This window comes from Bradyrhizobium sp. 199, assembly GCF_023073355.1.
Taxonomy (GTDB): Bacteria; Pseudomonadota; Alphaproteobacteria; order Rhizobiales; family Xanthobacteraceae; genus Bradyrhizobium.
Genome location: NZ_JADPJI010000002.1, coordinates 175,670 through 193,079 on the forward strand (window position 1 = coordinate 175,670; position 17,410 = coordinate 193,079).

The following is a 17,410-nucleotide window of genomic DNA, read 5'->3' on the forward strand; positions in this document are numbered from 1 at the left end:
AAACCTTAGGAAAGCCAGTTACCTAAGCATTAATCGCGTTGCGCCATGACAGACGTGTCCAGCATGTTGCCGCGCTGCATCGTTAACCGCGGCTTAATGCGAGCTGCCGCCGCTCTTGTCGCCGGCCGGATTGCGCAGCCGTCCGACCACGCCGGTCGGAAAGAAATAGACGCTGGCGATGAACAGCAGCCCGAGCCACAGCAGCCAGCGGTCGGGATGCAAGAGGCCGGGCAGCAGCGGCAGCCCGGCTTCCGATGCCGCCGTGGAGGCGGCTCCCATCAGCGACTGCAAATAGTTCTGGGCGAGGATGAAGATGCTGGCGCCGATGATCGCGCCGTAGATCGTGCCCATGCCGCCGATCACGACCATCAGCAGGATGTCCAGCATGATCGAGAAGCTGAGCGAGGTATCGGGACCGGCATAGCGCAGCCACAGTGCATTGAGAATGCCGGCGCTGGCGGCCACCAGTGCGGCGAGGCAATTGGCGTAGGTCAGGTGGAAGACGGTGCGGAAGCCGAGCGCCTCGGCGCGAAAACGGTTCTCGCGGATGGCCTGCAGCACGCGCCCGAACGGCGAGTTCACGACCCTCAGCAAAGCGAGGATCATCAGGGCCGAGACGGTGAACACCAGATAATAGGTCAGGATGCGGCCGTTGACCTCGAAGCCGAACAGATTCTTCGAGATCAGCACGGTGCCGGGACGCAGCAGCTCCGGCAGCTGGAAGCTGCGCCCGTCCTCACCGCCGGTCAGCCAGGAGAGCTGCGAGGCCAGCACCTGGAAGGCGGAGGCGACCGCGAGCGTGATCATGGCGAAGAAGATCGCGGCCACGCGCAGAGAAAAGAGCCCGATGGCGAGCGCGAGCAGGGCTGCGAGCGGCAGCCCGACGGCGATGCCGGTTGCGACCGCGGCCCAGTTCGAGCCCATCCCGTACAGCGCAATTGCGATCGCGTAGCTGCCGATGCCATAGAACATGGTGTGGGCGAACGACACCGAGCCGGTATAGCCGAGCAGGAGATCGTAGGAGGCGACCAGCGCCGCGAAGACGCAGATCTTGGCCGCGACGTTCAGCGCCTTGGCGCCAGGGAACAGGAACGGCGTCGCCGCCAGTGCCAGAATGATGACGACGAGAACGAGCGTCAGGACGCGGCTGCGCGGCGGGTCGCCGGAGAGGATCATCATCGGCTGGTCACCGCATAGAGGCCGCGCGGCCGCCACATCAGAATGGCGACCATCAGCAGGATGTTGGAGACGAGGGCGAGTTTCGGCAGCAGGAAGCCGCCGTAGTTGGCGACCATGGCCACCAGGATCGCACCGATGAAGCAGCCGCCGATCGACCCGAGCCCCCCGATGATGACGACGATGAAAATCAGGACGGTGAGGTCCTCGCTCATGGAGGCGTGGACCTGCTCGCGATAAAGCGCCCACATCACGCCGCCGAGACCGGCGAGCGCCGATCCCGTCATGAACACGCCGAGGAACAGGCGGCGGATGCGATAGCCGAGCGCCTCGACCATCTCGCGGTTCTCGACTCCGGCGCGGATCAAGAGGCCAAGCTTGCTGCGATTGAGCACGAGCTGAATCGCAATGAAGATGGCAAGACCGATCAGCATCGCCAGCACGCGGTATTTGGCAATTGCGACATCGCCGAGGATGAAGGAGCCTCGCAGCGAACTCGGCAGCGGCATCGGGATGATCTGCGGTCCCCACAACGCATAGAGCATCTGCTCGGCGACGATCAGGCCGCCGGTGGTCATCAGGATCTGCTTCAGATGCTGGCCGTAGACCGGCAGGATCAGCACGCGCTCGACGAGGAGGCCGAGCGCGCCTGACACCGCCATCGAGAGCAGCGCCGCCGGGGCGAGCACCGCCAGGTTCACCCACAGCGAATCCGCCTGAATGGAGGCCGCGAACGGCGCAAGCACGAGGGTGGCGACATAGGCGCCGACGGCGATGAAGGCGCCGTGGCCGAAATTGAGCACGTCCATCAGGCCGAACACCAGCGTCAGGCCCGAGGCCATGATGAAGATCATCATGCCCATGGCGAGACTGGCGGCGGTCAGCGTCAGCCAGGAGCTGGTCGACCCAATCAGCGGGATCATGAGCAGCGCGAGCGCGATCGGCAGCAGGATCGGCGCGACGTCGCGCTTCGGCTTCGGCAGCGGATCATTTGCGGCAAGTTCAGTCACTGATGTGCCTCCAGGCTCAGGCCGAGCAGCCGCTCCTGCAGCGGCACGTCGGAGGCGAGCGCCGCCATCCCGCCGCGATGAACGATGGTGCCGTTGTCCATGATCAGCACGTTGTCGCCGAGCTCGCGGGCGGCAAAAAAGTTCTGTTCGACCATGAGGATGGTGGCGCCCTTGCGCTTGATCTCCTTCAGGCACTCGATCAGCGCCATTACGATCGCCGGCGCCAGGCCCTTGGTCGGCTCGTCGATCAGCAAGAGCTTGCGCGGCTCGATGATGGCGCGCGCGATCGACAGCATCTGCTTTTGCCCGCCGGAGAGGCTGCCGGCACGCGACAGCCAGAAGCGGCGCAGGGCCGGAAAGAAGCCAAAAATCCAGTCAAGCTGGGTGTCGTCGAGCGGGCCGTCGCGCGCAGCCAGCACCAGGTTCTCTTTCACGGTGAGATCAGAGAACACCGCCATGCTCTCCGGCACGTAGCCGACGCCGAGCCTTGCGATGTCGGGGGTGGCACGGTTTTCGATGCGATCGCCGGCGAGGCTGATCTCGCCACTGGAGGCCTGCCACAGCCCCATGATAGTGCGCAGCGTCGTGGTCTTGCCGGCGCCGTTGCGGCCGAGCAGCATCGTGACCTGCCCCTGCGGGACCGCAAGGTCGATGCCTTGGAGGATGTGATAGCGGCCGATATGGGTATGCACGCCGGAGAGCTTGAGCAGGTCGGTCATGCGACGCTCTCTGCGTTCTTGGGAGCGACGCCGAGATAGGCTTCCTGCACGATCGGCGAGGCGATCACTTCGGCCGGCGGCCCGTCCGCAACAAGCTCCCCGTTATGCAGCACGATGATACGGTCGGCGAGCGAGCGCACCACGTCCATCTTGTGCTCGACCAGCAGGATGATCTTGCTCCTGTCCTGCTTGAGCTGCGCGATCAGGTTGAGGACCACAGGCACCTCATCGATGCTCATGCCCGCAGTCGGCTCGTCGAACATGAAAACCTTCGGCTCGAGCGCCATCATCAGCGCGACCTCGAGCTTGCGCTGGTCGCCATGCGACAGCGCGGTCGCGGCGACGCCGCGGCGGCTGCCGAGCGCGACCTGGTCGAGGATGGCGTCGGCGCGTGCGAACATGTCGCGCCGTACCATCCAGGGCCGCAGCATGTCGTAGTGGGTGCCGCTGGCGGCCTGCACCGCGAGGCGAACGTTCTCTTCCACGGGGAGGTTCGGAAAGAGATTGGTCAGCTGGAAGGCGCGCCCGAGGCCCGCCCGGGTGCGCAGCGGCGCGGAGTGCTGGGTGATATCGGTGCCGCCGAACAGGATGCTGCCTTTCGAGGCGCGCAGCTGGCCCGAGATCAGATTGAAATAAGTGGTCTTGCCGGCGCCGTTCGGCCCGACGATCGCGGTGAGCTCGCCCGGGCGGAACGTGCAGGTGACGTTGTTGACGGCGACATGGCCGCCGAAGCGGATGGTGAGGTCGCGGGTTTCCAAAGTGAGCGTCATGGGAGATTTCGATCGGGCTTGGTTGGACGTGTATCCGCGATCACGGTGGGCTCCCTCTCCCGCTTGCGGGAGAGGGTGGGGTGAGGGTATCTCCGCGGGCGAGAACCCCAGAGGACAGCGCCCTCTCCCGGCCTCTCCCGCAAGCGGGAGAGGTGAAGAAGCACCTACCGCTTGTTGCGGACCGGAACGTCCATGTCCTCGATCTTCAGCTCGCGCACCGGCTCGAGCACGGCCCAGGCGACGTTCGGATCGACCTTGACCTTGAAGTGATACATGCTCTGCAGCGCCTGATGGTCTTCCTTGCGGAACATCATCTTGCCCTTCGGCGTGTCGAACTCCAGGCCTTCCATCGCATTGATCAGCTTCTCGGTGTCGGTCGACTTCGCCTTGGTGACGGCGGCGACGACGGACATCGCGGCGGCAAAGCCGCCCGCGGTGAAGAAGTCCGGCGGCGCGTTGAAGCGCTTCTGGTGCTCGGTGACCAGCCAGTCGTTCACCGGGTTCTTTGGGATCTCGTAGAAATAATAGGTCGCGCCTTCCATGCCGGGCAGGCCCTTATAAGCGGCGAGCGCCGGCAGGATGTTGCCGCCGGTGGAGAGCTCGATGCCGTAGCGTTTCGGGTCCATGTCCTGGAGCTTGGCCAGCGGATTGCCGGCACCCGCCCAGATCACCCAGATCACCTTGCGGCCGGGCTTGTCCTTCAGCGCGTCGAACAGGCGCTGGCCGACCGCCGTGAAGTCGGTGGTCGAGGTCGGGGCATACTCTTCCGCAGCGAGCGTCGCGCCGGTCTTGGCGAGCGCCTCCTTGAAGGCGGCGACGCCGTCGCGGCCGAACGCGTAGTCCTGCGCCAGCGTTGCGACGGTGACGCCCTGCTTGCCGATCGCGACCGCATTCGAGATCGCATCCTGCGAGGAATTGCGTCCGGTGCGGAAGATGTAACGATTCCACTTCTCGCCGGTAATCTGATCCGCGACCGCGGGCTCGACGATCAGGATCTTCTTGTTCTCCTCGGCGACCGGGAGAATGGCGAGCGCGGCGGCCGACGAGGTCGTGCCGATCGCAATGTCGGCCTTGTCGTCCTGATAGGCTTCGGCGAGCGCGGCCTTCGAAAGGTCCGGCTTGCCCTGGTCGTCCTTGGTGATGATGACGATCTTGCGACCATCGAGCGTCATCGTGCCCTTGGTGGCGTATTCGAAGCCCATTTTCAGGCCGGTCTCGGTCTGCTTGGCATAAGCCTCGAGCGGACCGGTCTTGCCGTAGATCAGCGCGACCTTGAGATCGTCGGCCCGTGCGGAGGTGCCCGCGGCGAGCGCGAGGATGGTTGTTGTTATGATGAATGATCGACGCACGATGGTCCCTCCTGATGAAATCCTTTGGCATAGCGATTTGCACAACCGTGCAGACATTGCAATTCCACCTTCCGGCGGACCACGCGACGGGCATGTGTGACATTGGCTCTGCCCGGCCGCACCGGATCGCGGCTGCCGAGGAAATCGGCAGATGCACGTGTTGACCTCACCCGCTGAACGGGTTGCTCAAGCTTTGCAAGGATCAAGGCCGGCGCTACCGCCGATACCCGCTCGCCCGCGAATAGCCCTGGCGGTTCTGCTGGTGTGGGCGGCTCGAGACGCTCCCCCGCGCTTCGCTGGAGAGCGGTGTTGCGAGCTTCAGCTCCTCCAGGAAGATCGGCCGGGAGAAGTAATAGCCCTGCGCGTAGCGGATATTGGTTGCGGCCTGGAGATAGGCGAGCTCCTCGTAGGATTCGACACCCTCGGCAATCACGGTCATGCCCAGCGCTTCGCTCAAGGATTCGATCGCCCGCAGGATGCCCTGGCTGCGCGGGCGCTTATGAATGTCGGTGATGAAGGAGCGGTCGATCTTGATCTCGTCGGCAGTGATGTCGGCCAGCGCCGAGAGCGATGAATAGCCGGTGCCGAAATCGTCAATCGAGATGCCGACGCCGAGATTGCGGAACATCGGCAGGATCTCGGCCTGGAAGTGATTCTTGGCGACGAAAGCGTCTTCCGTCACCTCGATCATGAAACGCTGGGGAAAGCCGGTGTCGTCCAGCGCCTGCGCGAAGCTGCGCATGAATTCGGGATTGCCGGCCTGCTTGGCGGCGACGTTGATGCTGATGGTCGCTTCCGCGCCGAACGTCTCGTTGATCGGGTCGATCGACTTGACGATCTCGGCGAGCACGAGGTGAGTCAGCTCGTCGATCAGGCCGAGCTCGCCGGCGAGATTGATGAACGAGCCGGGAGCCTGAATCACGCCTTCGTCGTCGCGCAGGCGCACCAGTGCCTCGATGCCCTTCGCGGCCTGGGTGCGGATGTCGACCTTGGACTGGAAGGCGCAGCAGAAGCGCTTCTCGAGGATGGCAAGCCGCAGCGACTGCTCGATCTTCATCCGCGCCTGCGCCTCGCGCTCCATGCTGGAATCGAAGAAGGCGGCGAGTCCCTTGCCGCCGTTCTTGATGCGGTACATGGCAATGTCGGCGTTCTGGCGCAGCGTCTCGAAGCTGCTTCCGTGATCGGGATAGAGGCTGATGCCGACCGAGGTGGAGGCGAAGACTTCCGAATTGTCGATGAAGAACGGCGCCGTCAGCCGCTCCAGCGTCGACTGCACGAATTCGGCGACTTCCTCCTGGCTCTGGATCGGCGAGAGCAGCAGCAGGAATTCGTCCCCGGAGATGCGCGACAGCATGTCGGAGTCACGCAAGTCGCGGCCGAGCCGCTTCGACAGCTCGACCAGCAGCGCATCGCCGACGGCGTGGCCGTAATAGTCGTTGATGTGCTTGAAATTGTCGACGTCTAGGAAGGCCAGCGCGAAGCGCTCGCCGCCGCGGTTCTCCGCAAGCAGATTGTTGGCGCGATGTTCGATCACGCGCCGCGAGGGCAGTCCGGTCAACTCGTCGAAATAGGCCGAGCGGAACAGCTGGTCCTCGAAATTCTTCTGCTCGGTGATGTCGGAAGACGCCGAGATCAGGAGCTCGCGTCCGGCGAGGCGAACGGGACGATGGGTCGTGAGCAGGACCTGGCGCGCGGCGCCGCCGTGAAGCGCCTCTTCGGTGACGACAGGCTGGCCGGCGCTCAGAGCCTTGCGGCAGGCTTCGCGGCGCGGCGCCAGATCGGGTGAGGGTCGGCTGCCGTCCATGCCGAGCTGCGCGGCCGCGGCGTCGTTAACCAGCAGAAGCTCGCCATGCGCGTCCTGCACGGTCAGGCCTGCAGGCAGCATTCTAACGATTTCCTTGAGAAATCCGAGCTCGGCTTCACTCGCGCCGGAATATTTGTTGTCGTTCATAGAATTCATGAATCTTGTTGTTTCAGCGCGCGTTGCAATGGCGCGATCTTGCGTGGTTCCCTCTTAAGTTTGGTTAAGGGGTCAGGAGAAATACGGGGGTGTTTTGCGGCGATGCGACGCGCGCAGCCCATCGTCATTAACAGAAGGTCAATGCGCCCGGCGAAACCGCAAGCGTGCGATCGGATTTTGTTGCCTGGTGTCTAACCGCTTTTGGGAATGCGGCATTGCATGGTGCAATGAAGTCCGGTCCTGAGATAGGACACCTCCGTCTTGCCGTCGAAGGCCGAAAGCGCCGACTTCAACAGCTTGGTGCCGAAACCCGGCTCGGAGACCTTGTCGACGCTTGGGCCCTCCGTTTCATCCCAGGTAACGGTCAGACGATCGTCGCTGACGGTCCATGACACTTGCAACAGTCCGCGTGGCGCGGAGAACGCGCCATATTTGCCCGCGTTGGTGGCGAGTTCGTGGAACATCAGGGACAGCGTGACCGCAAGCTTTGGCGGCAGGAACAGCCGGTCGCCGTTGAGCGTGAAGCGGACGTGGCCGTAAGGGCCGAGTTCGGAGATCAGGAGATCGCGGATGTCGCAGCCGGCCTTGTCAATCCGCGAAATCAAATCGTCAGTCGCGGCCAGCGACCGCAGCCGCGGATCGATGCCGGCCCAGATCTGCGGCTGATCGTGCAGCACCTGATGCAGCACGGCGTGCACGGTCGACAGCTTGTTCTTCAACCGGTGCTGGAGCTCGTCGACCAGCACTTTGCGATAGTCTTCTTCTTCGATCAGGCGTTTGGAAATCCGGCGCTGCTCGACCAGGAGCGAGCGATAGTGCTCGACGCCCCAAATGGTGAGCGCGCAGACCACCCAATACAGCGCGAGCAGGGCGAACCGCGCGTGATCTGCCAAGGCATCGCTGAAATTCACGGCGACGCCGAGCACGCCGCCGACCAGCGCCGTGATGATGCCGATGCGGAAGCCGCCGAATGCCGCGGCAAAGAACACGGCCGGGAAATACGGGGTGAAATAGACGTCGGGCCGCACATGGGCGAGAGCCCAGCGCGCCAGCGTCGCAACCAGCAGGCAGCCGACTGCGAAGATCAGGCTCAGGCCCAGCGATGGCGGTGCCACGCCCTGCCAGCCCTTGCGGAATTCGTCGATCAGCTTCCCCATGTGCAGCCCGGTTGCGATACGCGTCCGAAGATCGGGCGATTGCCGGGAATGTTACGCATGTCCCCCGCGCAAGCAAAGCTTGCCTTGACGGAAGCCGGCGGGAATAGTGACGCTTGCGGCGCCGACTGTTGCGGCGCCGTCATCGGTCGGTGTCCGCCATCGGACGTCAAGTGGTTCAAAACAGGGACATTCCATGGGCAGGCTGGACGGCAAGGTTGCGGTGATTACGGGCGCGACGAGCGGGATCGGATTGCGCACTGCGGAAGTCTTCGTTGCCGAAGGTGCCAAAATTGTGATCGCGGGGCGGCGCATACCGGAAGGAGAGGCGCTGGCCAGCCAGCTCGGGGCCAGTTGCGTCTTCCGGCAGACCGACGTGACGGTCGAAGCCCAGATGCAGGCCCTGATCGCGCTGGCCGTGGACAAGTTCGGCCGGATCGACTGCCTGTTCAATAATGCCGGCGGCCCGGCGCAGACCGGCGGCATCGAAGGCCTCGAGGTCGAGCGCTTCGATGCAGCGATGGCAACGCTGGTGCGCAGCGTCATGCTCGGCATGAAGCACGCCGCGCCCCACATGAAGAAGCAGGGCAGCGGCAGCATCATCAACAATGGCAGCATCGCCGGACGTCTCGCCGGGTTCTCGTCCTCGATGGTCTATGGCGCGGCCAAGGCGGCGGTGATTCATCTTACCAAATGCGTGGCGATGGAGCTCGGCGAGTCCAATGTGCGCGTCAATTCGATCTCGCCCGGCGCTATCGCGACCGGCATTTTCGGCAAGGCGCTCGGGCTCTCGACCGACGCCGCGGAAAAGACACCGGCGGTGATGCGCGAGGTCTACAAGTCCGCGCAACCGATCCCGCGTGCCGGCCTTCCCGACGACATCGCCCATGCCGCGGTGTTCCTGGCCAGCGACGAATCCAGCTTCATCAACGGCCACGACCTCGTCATCGACGGCGCCATGACCGGCGGCCGCAACTGGAGCCAGCAGCAGCAGGGCTATGTAGCCTTGCGCAAGGCGTTCGATCAGGGAGCGTAGGGCGCAAATATTTGCTGTCATTCCGGGGCGCACGAAGTGCGAACCCGGAATCTCGAGATTCCGGGTTCGATGCTTTGCATCGCCCCGGAACGACGGAATCTTCGCTAAACCGCCTTCATCCGCACCCTTAACCCGTCCCGCGGCTTCGGGATGGGCCACATCTGCCAGTCCGGCTTGTATCCCTTTTCCAGCGACACCTCGATGTTCTGCAAAAAGTGCCGCGCGAAGCATTTCGCCTGCATGTAGGCGAAGTGCAGGCCCAGGCACATATGCGCGCCGCCGCCGAACGGGACCCAGGCGAAGCGGTGGCGGCTCCGTTGCGCCTCCTCGGTGAAGCGCAGCGGATCGAAGCGATCCGGTTCCGGCCAGATGTCCTTCATGTGATGCGTATAGAGCGGATTGACGCCGACCGCCGTGCCTGCGGGAATCCTGAAGTCCTTGAATGTGAAATCGCGCATGGCTCGGCGCGGCATCGAGGGCACCGGCGGCTTGATCCGCAGCGCTTCCTTGAACGCCATCTCGCAAAGCGGCATCTTTTCGAGATCGTCGAAGCTGCTCGGTGCATCCGCCGCTAGGCCGAGCGCGAGAACTTCCGCGCGCAGCCTGCCCTGCCAATCCGGATTGGCGGCGAGTTCGCCGATGAAGGAGGTCAGCGACGAAGTCAGCGTGTCGTGCGCCGCCATCATCAGGAAGCTCATGTGGTCGATGATGTCCTGCTCCGACAGCAGCGCGCCGTTCTCATGGGTGGCGCGGCAGAGCTGCGAGAATAGATCATCGCCGCCGTGATTGCCGCGTCGCAGCGGGATCTGTTCGCGGAAATAGGCGACGATGCGTTTGCGCCCCCTTACGCCGGCGGCCATCTGGGTGCCGGGCAGGGGGCGGCGGATCGGGGCGACGGCAGCCGCGACCATATCGACGAAGGCGCGGTTGATCTCGTCGACCTCCGGTCCGATGTCGGCGCCGAGGAACGAGGCCGCAGCGAGATCGAGCGTGAGCTGCTTCATCGCCGGGTAGAGCTGCATCTCGCCAGGCTTGGCCTTCCACTGCGCGACCCGCGCGGAGATGCCGCGGTCGAGATCGGCCAGATAGGACTTCATCGGCCCGGACTTGAACGCGACCGACAGCGCCTTGCGGTGCAGCCGGTGCTCGTCGAAATCGAGCAGCATCAACCCGCGCGGAAACAACAGGCCGAGCACCTTGTTCCAGCCGTGGGTCGACGAGAACAGCTTTTGCTGGTCGAACATCACGAGCTCGTTGGCCTCGGGCCCGAGCAGCACCACATTGGTCTCGCCGAAAACATGGGTGCGGTAGACCGGGCCGTATTTGGCGCCGTTCGCCTCGATATGGCCCTTGGGATCGGCCAGCACCTGGAACGTCTTGCCGATGATCGGCCAGCCCTCGTCGCCGGGAATGTGCGTCAGGGCGTTGCGTTTTGGCGCGGTGAAGTCGGGCGCCGTTGCGGCCACATTCTGCATCGACATGACGATTGCTCCGGTTGGCTTGCTCTGCCAGCGTAGCACAATCCGGCCACGGTGATGCGTGATTGCTGGCGCAAATTCCCACAGACGGCGACGTCGTGCCCTCGTTGGCAGGGACCCACGGGTGTAGCGTGTCCTACCGCTTCGCCGCTTCCTTCTGCAGATCCGGCGCGTTGACGGCGGGAATGGCGACGCGGCCGGGGCCCGTCACCTTCAGCGCCTCGGCGGCCTTCTCGTTCTCCATGATCTTGGCCATCACCGCCTGGCCTGCGCGCTCGAAGATGGCGCGGTTCTCGATCACGAACTTCTGCGACCTGCGCAAGCTATCGACATAGCCGTTGATCTCGGGCACGACGTAGCGCGCCACCATGTCCCAGCTCCGGCGCGTATTTTCCGGATTGGCCCAGTCGTGCACGAAACCGATGATGGCGCCGACGCCGCCGGAGACCTGCATCACGTTCTTGATGGTTTTGACGAGGTCGTCGGGCGTGCCGATGGTGGATGCCGCGCCTTCGACGAAGGCGGTCTTGTCCACCGCCTCGTCGGGCGAGGAGAATGCGGTCAGCCCTGGCCGCTGCAGGGTGCCGACATTATATTCGTTGTGCCAGCGCATCAGCCCGGCGCCGGCCTCGCGGCGGGCCTGCTCGCGGGTCTCGGCGATGTGGAAAGTGAGGAGCACGCGCCAGTCCGCGCGGTTGACCGTGGTGCCGTGCTTCCTGGCGGCGTCCTCCGCGAACTGCCATTGCTGCTGCAGCGACATCAGCCCCTGCGTCGTCATCGAGCCCAGGGAGATGATGCCGATGCCGTATTTGCCGGCGAGCGTCATGCCGGAGGGCGAGATCTGCGAAGCCACGACGAACGGCATCTCCTCCTGCAGCGGCAGGATCTGCAGCGCGGCGTCGTTCATGGTGAACCAGTCGCTCTTGGCGGTGACGCGCTCGCCATTGAAGAGCCGGCGGATGACGCCGATCGCCTCGTCCTGACGGTCGCGCTGCGTCATCGGGTCGATGCCGAGCGTGTGTGCGTCGGAGGCGAGCGCGCCGGGGCCGGAGCCGAAAATGGCGCGTCCGCCGGTCATGTGGTCGAGCTGCACCATGCGCTGGGCGACGTTGTAGGGATGATGATAGGGCAGTGACACCACGCCAGTGCCGAGCTTGATCCGCTTGGTGCGCTCGCCGGCGGCCGCCAGGAACATCTCGGGCGAGGCGATCATCTCCCAGCCCGAGGAATGATGTTCCCCGCACCAGAACTCGTCATAACCGAGCGCGTCGAGTTGCTCGACCAGATCCAGATCGCGCCGGAACTGCAGCATCGGATGCTCCCCGATCGGGTGATGCGGGGCAAGAAAAGCTCCGAACTTCAGGCGCGCCATGGCGTTCTCTCCGGCTTTGATTTTCTGTTCGTTGAGCCGGTGAGGCTACGTGCCGGATGGCGCGAACGCAATCGCGCGGTGACCCGTGTTACGGAATGCAGGCATGCGTGTTTCTTCTCCCTCTCCCCGGTTCTTTGGCAGGCGCTTTCACCTCGTCATGGCCGGGCCCGGCTATGAAGATCTTTTCTTGATAATCAAGCTCGGCAGTTCTTCCGCTGGCTGGCGAGAAAGGCGCGCGAATCCTACCTCTGAGTAAATCGCGGCGCTGCATCCAGTCTGAATCATCGGGTGCTCGGCTTCACCCTGATGTCGCTGTGGTGTGGCCTTGCGCAATCAGGCGTGGAGCAACCGGCATGGCCTTTATTCCGCTCGCGCTCGCTTTCGTCGCGGCGTCGCGCCATCGCGGCACCAAGGTTTTGATCGAAGGCTGCGCACTTCAGATCGCGGGTCTTACTGAGCTGGCGCTGTCGCACCTTCTATCGATGCGCCGTCGCCGGTCCTGCCCGCGCTCACCATGATCAAGCTTGAAGCCTGCCGCCGCGGGCTCGGCCTCCCTCATGTACGGCACCATTGCGCAGATCGGACATGCGGCCGGAGTGGCCGCAATCGGCGCGCTGGTCTTCGCCCTCGAAGCCTTGCAATCAGCGCGCGCAGGATTTCTCGTCTCGCGCGCGCTGTCGTGACATTAAATCATGATCTGCGCCGCATTCCTGGCGTGGATGCCCCGCGCATCTGCACGAAGTTGAGGCATTGCGGTTAATACAGGCGAATTTCTGCAGGTTATTCCGCGATTTAGCGACATATCGACAGCACACGGTCTTTTTATTTTGCGCTGCAGCAACTATTTGGTTTGGGTGGACGTTGAACGTCCGCCTGCCAGGAGTTGCCGTGTCGTTAACCAGAAATGTCGACCTCTTGAGACGTCTGCCGAAGCTGGACGGATTGCGCTTCGCCGCGTTCGGCCGCAGCGCCGACGCAGCCAGTCCGTTGCAAGAGGTTACGAGCTTCGGCGACAATCCCGGAGCCTTGCGCATGTTCGCGTTCGTGCCGGCGCAGTTGCAGAAGCCGCGCGCGCTGGTCGTCGTGCTGCATGGCTGCGGGCAGACGGCAGCCGGCTACGATCTTGGCGCGGGCTGGTCGACGCTCGCGGGGCACTATGGCTTCGCGCTGTTGATGCCCGAGCAGCAGCGTACCAATAATGCCAACACGTGCTTCAACTGGTTCAATCCGGAAGACACGGCGCGGGGCGGCGGCGAGGCGCATTCGATCCGCGAGATGATCGCGCACATGGCCGAGGCGCATCGCATCGATCCCCAGCGCGTCTTCATCACCGGTCTGTCCGCCGGCGGCGGCATGACATCGGTGATGCTCGCGACCTATCCGGAAGTCTTCGCGGCCGGCGCGGTGATTGCCGGACTGCCCTATGGCATCGCCTCGAACCTACGCGAAGCCCTGGACGGCATGTTTCATTCCCCGGCGCGCCCCGCGCGCGAACTCGGCGATCTCGTGCGCAATGCCTCGGATCATCGCGGCCCCTGGCCTAAAATCTCGGTGTGGCACGGCAGCGCCGACCGCACCGTCAATCCCGGCAATGCCAACGAGATCGTCAAGCAGTGGCTCGATCTGCACGATCTGCCGGAAGCGCCGATGGCGGAGACCAATGTCGACGGCTATCCGCGCCAGACCTGGTGGAACAAGGACGGCGAGACGCTGGTCGAATCCTATGCCATCACCGACATGGCGCACGGCACGCCGCTCGGGCTCGCCGACAACGATCAGCGCTATGGCGTCGAAGGCGCCTTCCTGATCGAGGCCGGTATCTCCTCATCCTATCACATCGCAAAATTCTTCGGCCTCACCGACTGGATTGCAGACGTCGCGAAGGTGGAAGCCAAAGCCGCAACCAAGGCCGCAACCAAGCCTGCAACAAAGCAGGCGCTCTCACCCGCGCCGCATCTTGCCCGCTCGATCCGCGCGGCCGTCGCCGAACAGCCGGCCGAGCCGAAACGCGAGGAGACCGGTGGCTTCGATATCGGCCAGATCATCACGCGCGCGCTGACCGCGGCGGGGCTGATGAAGTAGCGCCGCGGTCGTCACCCGCGTCAAAGACTACGCCGTCTGGTCGATCCATTCGATCGGCGTCGCCGTGACTTCGCCTCCAGAGACTTCTCGTGTCGTCGCCGAATAGGCCTTGAAGAAGTCGCGCGATTGCAACGTCTTCTGAGCGGCATCGTCGCTGACGCTGGCGAGGTGGAAGTAGCTGCCGCCCTCGCGATTCCTCAGCACGCGATAGCCGATCCGCCCTTTCAGCTCCGGATCGCCGTCGATCGCCTTAATGAAGCGGCTGATCTCCTGGTGCCAGGCTTCCGTGGTCCCGTTCTTGAAGTCGTATCTGATCATGAAGTGCTTCATGTGACGCTCCCTTTTCGTCGTGTGCGTCATCATCTGCGGGCTGAGAGCGATCCTGCAAGTATGGACAAAATTGATAGTATGGACTTTTCCGACGCTGCTCCTATCCTCGTGCCGGCTGGATGCGCATCGAGGAGACGACATGGCAAAGGCAATGCCGGCGCGCACCTGTCCGGTCGCGGCGTTTCAGAAGATGATCAGCGGTAAGTACAAGCTCCGCATCGTGTGGGACTTGAAGGACGGCCCGCGCCGTTATGGCGAGATCCGAAGCGGACTGCTCCGCGGCACGAGTGGCAGCGCGGAGATCACTCCGCGCGTGCTCAGCCGCGAGTTGAAGGCGCTGACGATGAGCGGCCTGGTCGACCGGAAGGACTTTGGCGAGGTGCCGCCGAAAGTCGAGTATCGCCTGACGCGGAAGGGCAAGAGCTTCGTGCCCGTCGTCGCCGCCATTCGCGAATGGGGCGAGCATCACCTCGATGAGGCGGCGGCACTCACCGAGGCCGCCGAATAGCGCCTACATCTCGCCGGTGATGAACGGATTGGTCATCCGCTCCTGGCCGATGCTCGAGCCGGCGCCATGGCCGCAGATGAAGCCGACATCGTCGCCGAGCGGCAAGAGCTTGGTCTTGATCGAGTTGATCAACGTGGCATGACTGCCGCCGGGCAAATCGGTGCGGCCGACCGAGCCGGCGAACAAGACGTCGCCGACATGGGCAAAACGCAAGTCCTTGTTGAAGAACACCACGCTGCCGGGCGAGTGGCCGGGACAGTGCAAAATCTCGAACGAGAGGTCTCCGATCGACACGGTGTCGCCTTCGGCGAGCCAGCGATCGGGAGCAAAGTTGCGCACGCCGGTCATGCCGAAGCGCGCGCCGCTTTCGACGACATTGTCGAGCAGGAACTTGTCCGCTTCATGCGGCCCCTCGATCGGCACCTTCAGCGCATCGCGCAAATCGGCCGCACCGCCGACATGGTCGATATGGCCGTGGGTCAGCCAGATCTTCTCCACGGTGACGCCGGTCTGCTTGATCGCGTCCAGGATCTTCGGCACGTCCCCGCCGGGATCGATCACCACGGCCTTCTTGGTGGGCTCGTCCCAGATGATGGTGCAGTTCTGCTCGAACAGCGTCACGGGAACGATGATCGCGCCCGCCTTGGATTGGGAGGATTCCTGGGTGTCGTTTTGCTTGGTCATGGCGTCACAATGCCGATTTTTGCCATGCCGCCAAGCAAAAGATTCGTCCCTGAGGGTCGGAACGAGGCCGGAACAACCGTCACACGGCTGTCCCAATTGACCCGCCAATTTGAACCGCGGCGTCGCTATCGCGTTCTCCCGCGCAAGATGCAGATTTTAGGTGGTCTTCCGGCATGGCTCACGGCAACGAAAATTGGTGGCGCGACGGCATCTTCTATCAGATCTATCCGCGCTCGTTTCAGGACTCCAACGGCGACGGCGTCGGCGATCTCGCCGGCATTTTGCAGCGGCTGCCCTATGTGAAATCACTTGGAGTCGATGCGATCTGGTTGTCGCCGATCTTCCCCTCGCCAATGGCCGATTTCGGTTATGACATCTCCCACTATACGGGCATCGAACCGCTGTTCGGCACGATGGAAGATTTCGACAGGTTGATCGCTGCCGCCCACGACAACGGCCTGAAGCTGATCCTCGACCTCGTGCCGAACCACACCTCCGACCAGCATCCCTGGTTCGTCGAAAGCCGCGCCTCGCGCGACAATCCCAAGCGCAACTGGTACATCTGGCGCGATCCCGCGCCCGACGGTGGCGTGCCGAACAACTGGCTGTCCGAGTTCGGCGGCAGTGCATGGCAGTTTGACGAGACCACACGTCAATATTACTACCACGCCTTCCTGGCCCAGCAGCCGGACCTGAACTGGCGCAATCCGGACGTCCGCGCCGCGATCTACGACGTGATGCGGTTCTGGCTTGAGAGGGGCGTCGACGGATTTCGCGTCGACGTGATTTGGCATCTGATCAAGGATGCCGAGTTCCGCGACAACCCGCCGAACCCGCATTATGTCGAGGGCCGGCCCCCGAACGAAAGGGTCCTCACGCAATACTCCACTGATCAGCCGGAGGTGCACGACGTAATTGCCGAGATGCGGCGCGTCACCGATGGATATGCCGCCCGCGTGCTGATCGGCGAGATCTATCTGCCGCTGCATCGTCTCATGGCCTATTACGGCAACGACCTCACCGGCGCGCAGATGCCGTTCAATTTTGCGCTGCTCTCGACGTTCTGGAGCGCCCGCTCGATCGAGAAGATCATCGAGGATTACGAGAAGGCGCTGCCGCGCGGCGCCTGGCCGAACTGGGTGCTCGGCAACCACGATCGCCCGCGCGTTGCGAGCCGCGTCGGGCCGGAACAGGCCCGCGTCGCCGCCATGCTGCTGCTGACGCTGCGCGGCACGCCGACGCTCTACTACGGCGACGAGATCGGCATGCATCAACTCGCGATCGCGCCGGAGGACGTCCGCGATCCCTTCGAAAAGAACGTGCCCGGTATCGGTGTCGGCCGCGACGGTTGCCGCACGCCGATGCAGTGGGACTCCTCCAACTTCGCCGGCTTCTCGGAGGTCAGGCCGTGGTTGCCGCTGCCGGAGGATCATATCCACGAAAACGTCGTCAATCTCGAAGCCGATTCGCGTTCGATCCTCGCGCTCTACAAGCGCCTGATCGCGTTGCGGAAGGGGTATCCGCCGCTGGTCGCGGGCGACTATCATCCGATCGCGGCGCAAGGCGATCTCCTGGTCTATCGCCGCGAGGCCGAGGGCAGGGCGGTGATCGTGGTGCTCAATCTCGGCCCCGAGCCGATCGCCGTGACGACCAGCGCCATAAAGTTCGACAGTCAGATTCTGCTGTCGACGTTTCTGGATCGCGAGGGGGAGAAGTTGGGAGGCGTGCTGGATCTGCGAGGCAATGAAGGTGTGATCATCGCACCGCCCTAGGTGTGCGGCG

The 17,410-nt window shown here is 63.7% G+C and carries 17 protein-coding genes; 6 read left to right on the forward strand and 11 right to left on the reverse strand.

What is annotated here, in order from left to right:
* Positions 1-93: 93 nt before the first annotated feature.
* From IVB28_RS00810 to IVB28_RS00840, 7 genes are all read right to left on the reverse strand, one after another.
* Positions 94-1,179 (reverse strand): branched-chain amino acid ABC transporter permease, encoded by a 1,086-nt coding sequence (locus IVB28_RS00810; RefSeq protein WP_247524169.1) that lies wholly within the window; start codon positions 1,177-1,179, stop codon positions 94-96.
* Positions 1,176-2,186 (reverse strand): branched-chain amino acid ABC transporter permease, encoded by a 1,011-nt coding sequence (locus tag IVB28_RS00815; RefSeq protein ID WP_247524170.1) that lies wholly within the window; start codon positions 2,184-2,186, stop codon positions 1,176-1,178. Before IVB28_RS00815 ends, IVB28_RS00810 begins: the two co-directional genes overlap by 4 nt.
* The gene (locus IVB28_RS00820) at positions 2,183-2,905 is read right to left on the reverse strand and encodes an ABC transporter ATP-binding protein (protein WP_247524171.1); all 723 of its coding nucleotides are present in this window, start codon (positions 2,903-2,905) and stop codon (positions 2,183-2,185) included. The genes IVB28_RS00815 and IVB28_RS00820 overlap by 4 nt, the downstream gene beginning before the upstream one ends.
* Positions 2,902-3,675: an ABC transporter ATP-binding protein gene (locus IVB28_RS00825; RefSeq protein WP_247524172.1), complete on the reverse strand. Its 774-nt coding sequence runs from the start codon at positions 3,673-3,675 to the stop codon at positions 2,902-2,904. Before IVB28_RS00825 ends, IVB28_RS00820 begins: the two co-directional genes overlap by 4 nt.
* A gap of 164 nt (positions 3,676-3,839) precedes the next feature.
* On the reverse strand, positions 3,840-5,024 hold the full coding sequence (locus IVB28_RS00830) for a substrate-binding domain-containing protein (protein WP_247524173.1): 1,185 nt from the start codon (positions 5,022-5,024) through the stop codon (positions 3,840-3,842).
* Between the two features lie 214 nt (positions 5,025-5,238).
* The gene (locus IVB28_RS00835; protein ID WP_247524174.1) at positions 5,239-6,975 is read right to left on the reverse strand and encodes an EAL domain-containing protein; all 1,737 of its coding nucleotides are present in this window, start codon (positions 6,973-6,975) and stop codon (positions 5,239-5,241) included.
* A gap of 200 nt (positions 6,976-7,175) precedes the next feature.
* Positions 7,176-8,141, reverse strand: a complete 966-nt coding sequence (locus IVB28_RS00840) for a sensor histidine kinase (RefSeq protein WP_247524175.1) — start codon at positions 8,139-8,141, stop codon at positions 7,176-7,178.
* 193 nt (positions 8,142-8,334) lie between these two features.
* Between IVB28_RS00840 and IVB28_RS00845 the strand changes: the two genes are divergently transcribed.
* Positions 8,335-9,174, forward strand: a complete 840-nt coding sequence (locus IVB28_RS00845; protein WP_247524176.1) for a glucose 1-dehydrogenase — start codon at positions 8,335-8,337, stop codon at positions 9,172-9,174.
* Between the two features lie 104 nt (positions 9,175-9,278).
* Here IVB28_RS00845 and IVB28_RS00850 read toward each other — a convergent pair whose 3' ends face one another.
* Both IVB28_RS00850 and IVB28_RS00855 read right to left on the reverse strand, forming a co-directional pair.
* Positions 9,279-10,655: a cytochrome P450 gene (locus IVB28_RS00850; protein ID WP_247524177.1), complete on the reverse strand. Its 1,377-nt coding sequence runs from the start codon at positions 10,653-10,655 to the stop codon at positions 9,279-9,281.
* A 133-nt stretch (positions 10,656-10,788) separates the two neighbouring features.
* Complete coding sequence (locus IVB28_RS00855; RefSeq protein ID WP_247524178.1) at positions 10,789-12,024, reverse strand: LLM class flavin-dependent oxidoreductase; 1,236 nt, start codon at positions 12,022-12,024, stop codon at positions 10,789-10,791.
* 353 nt (positions 12,025-12,377) lie between these two features.
* On the opposite strand from IVB28_RS00855, the gene IVB28_RS00860 reads away from it, so the two are divergent.
* The 3 genes from IVB28_RS00860 (at position 12,378) to IVB28_RS00870 (ending at position 14,106) form a co-directional block, all read left to right on the forward strand.
* A complete protein-coding gene (locus IVB28_RS00860; RefSeq protein ID WP_247524179.1) occupies positions 12,378-12,542 on the forward strand; it encodes a hypothetical protein in 165 nt (54 codons plus the stop codon).
* 6 nt (positions 12,543-12,548) lie between these two features.
* Positions 12,549-12,707 carry a hypothetical protein gene (locus IVB28_RS00865; RefSeq protein WP_247524180.1) on the forward strand — a complete coding sequence of 53 codons (159 nt, stop codon included), beginning with the start codon at positions 12,549-12,551 and terminating at the stop codon, positions 12,705-12,707.
* Between the two features lie 205 nt (positions 12,708-12,912).
* Positions 12,913-14,106, forward strand: a complete 1,194-nt coding sequence (locus tag IVB28_RS00870; RefSeq protein ID WP_247524181.1) for a PHB depolymerase family esterase — start codon at positions 12,913-12,915, stop codon at positions 14,104-14,106.
* Positions 14,107-14,133: 27 nt separating this feature from the next.
* Here IVB28_RS00870 and IVB28_RS00875 read toward each other — a convergent pair whose 3' ends face one another.
* A complete protein-coding gene (locus IVB28_RS00875; protein ID WP_247524182.1) occupies positions 14,134-14,436 on the reverse strand; it encodes a hypothetical protein in 303 nt (100 codons plus the stop codon).
* A gap of 139 nt (positions 14,437-14,575) precedes the next feature.
* On the opposite strand from IVB28_RS00875, the gene IVB28_RS00880 reads away from it, so the two are divergent.
* Positions 14,576-14,944: a helix-turn-helix domain-containing protein gene (locus tag IVB28_RS00880; protein WP_247524183.1), complete on the forward strand. Its 369-nt coding sequence runs from the start codon at positions 14,576-14,578 to the stop codon at positions 14,942-14,944.
* Between the two features lie 3 nt (positions 14,945-14,947).
* On the opposite strand, the gene IVB28_RS00885 is transcribed toward IVB28_RS00880, so the two are convergent.
* Positions 14,948-15,628: an MBL fold metallo-hydrolase gene (locus IVB28_RS00885; protein WP_247524184.1), complete on the reverse strand. Its 681-nt coding sequence runs from the start codon at positions 15,626-15,628 to the stop codon at positions 14,948-14,950.
* 173 nt (positions 15,629-15,801) lie between these two features.
* Between IVB28_RS00885 and IVB28_RS00890 the strand changes: the two genes are divergently transcribed.
* Positions 15,802-17,400, forward strand: coding sequence for an alpha-amylase family glycosyl hydrolase (locus IVB28_RS00890; RefSeq protein ID WP_247524185.1), 1,599 nt, complete (start codon positions 15,802-15,804; stop codon positions 17,398-17,400).
* Positions 17,401-17,410 lie beyond the last annotated feature (10 nt).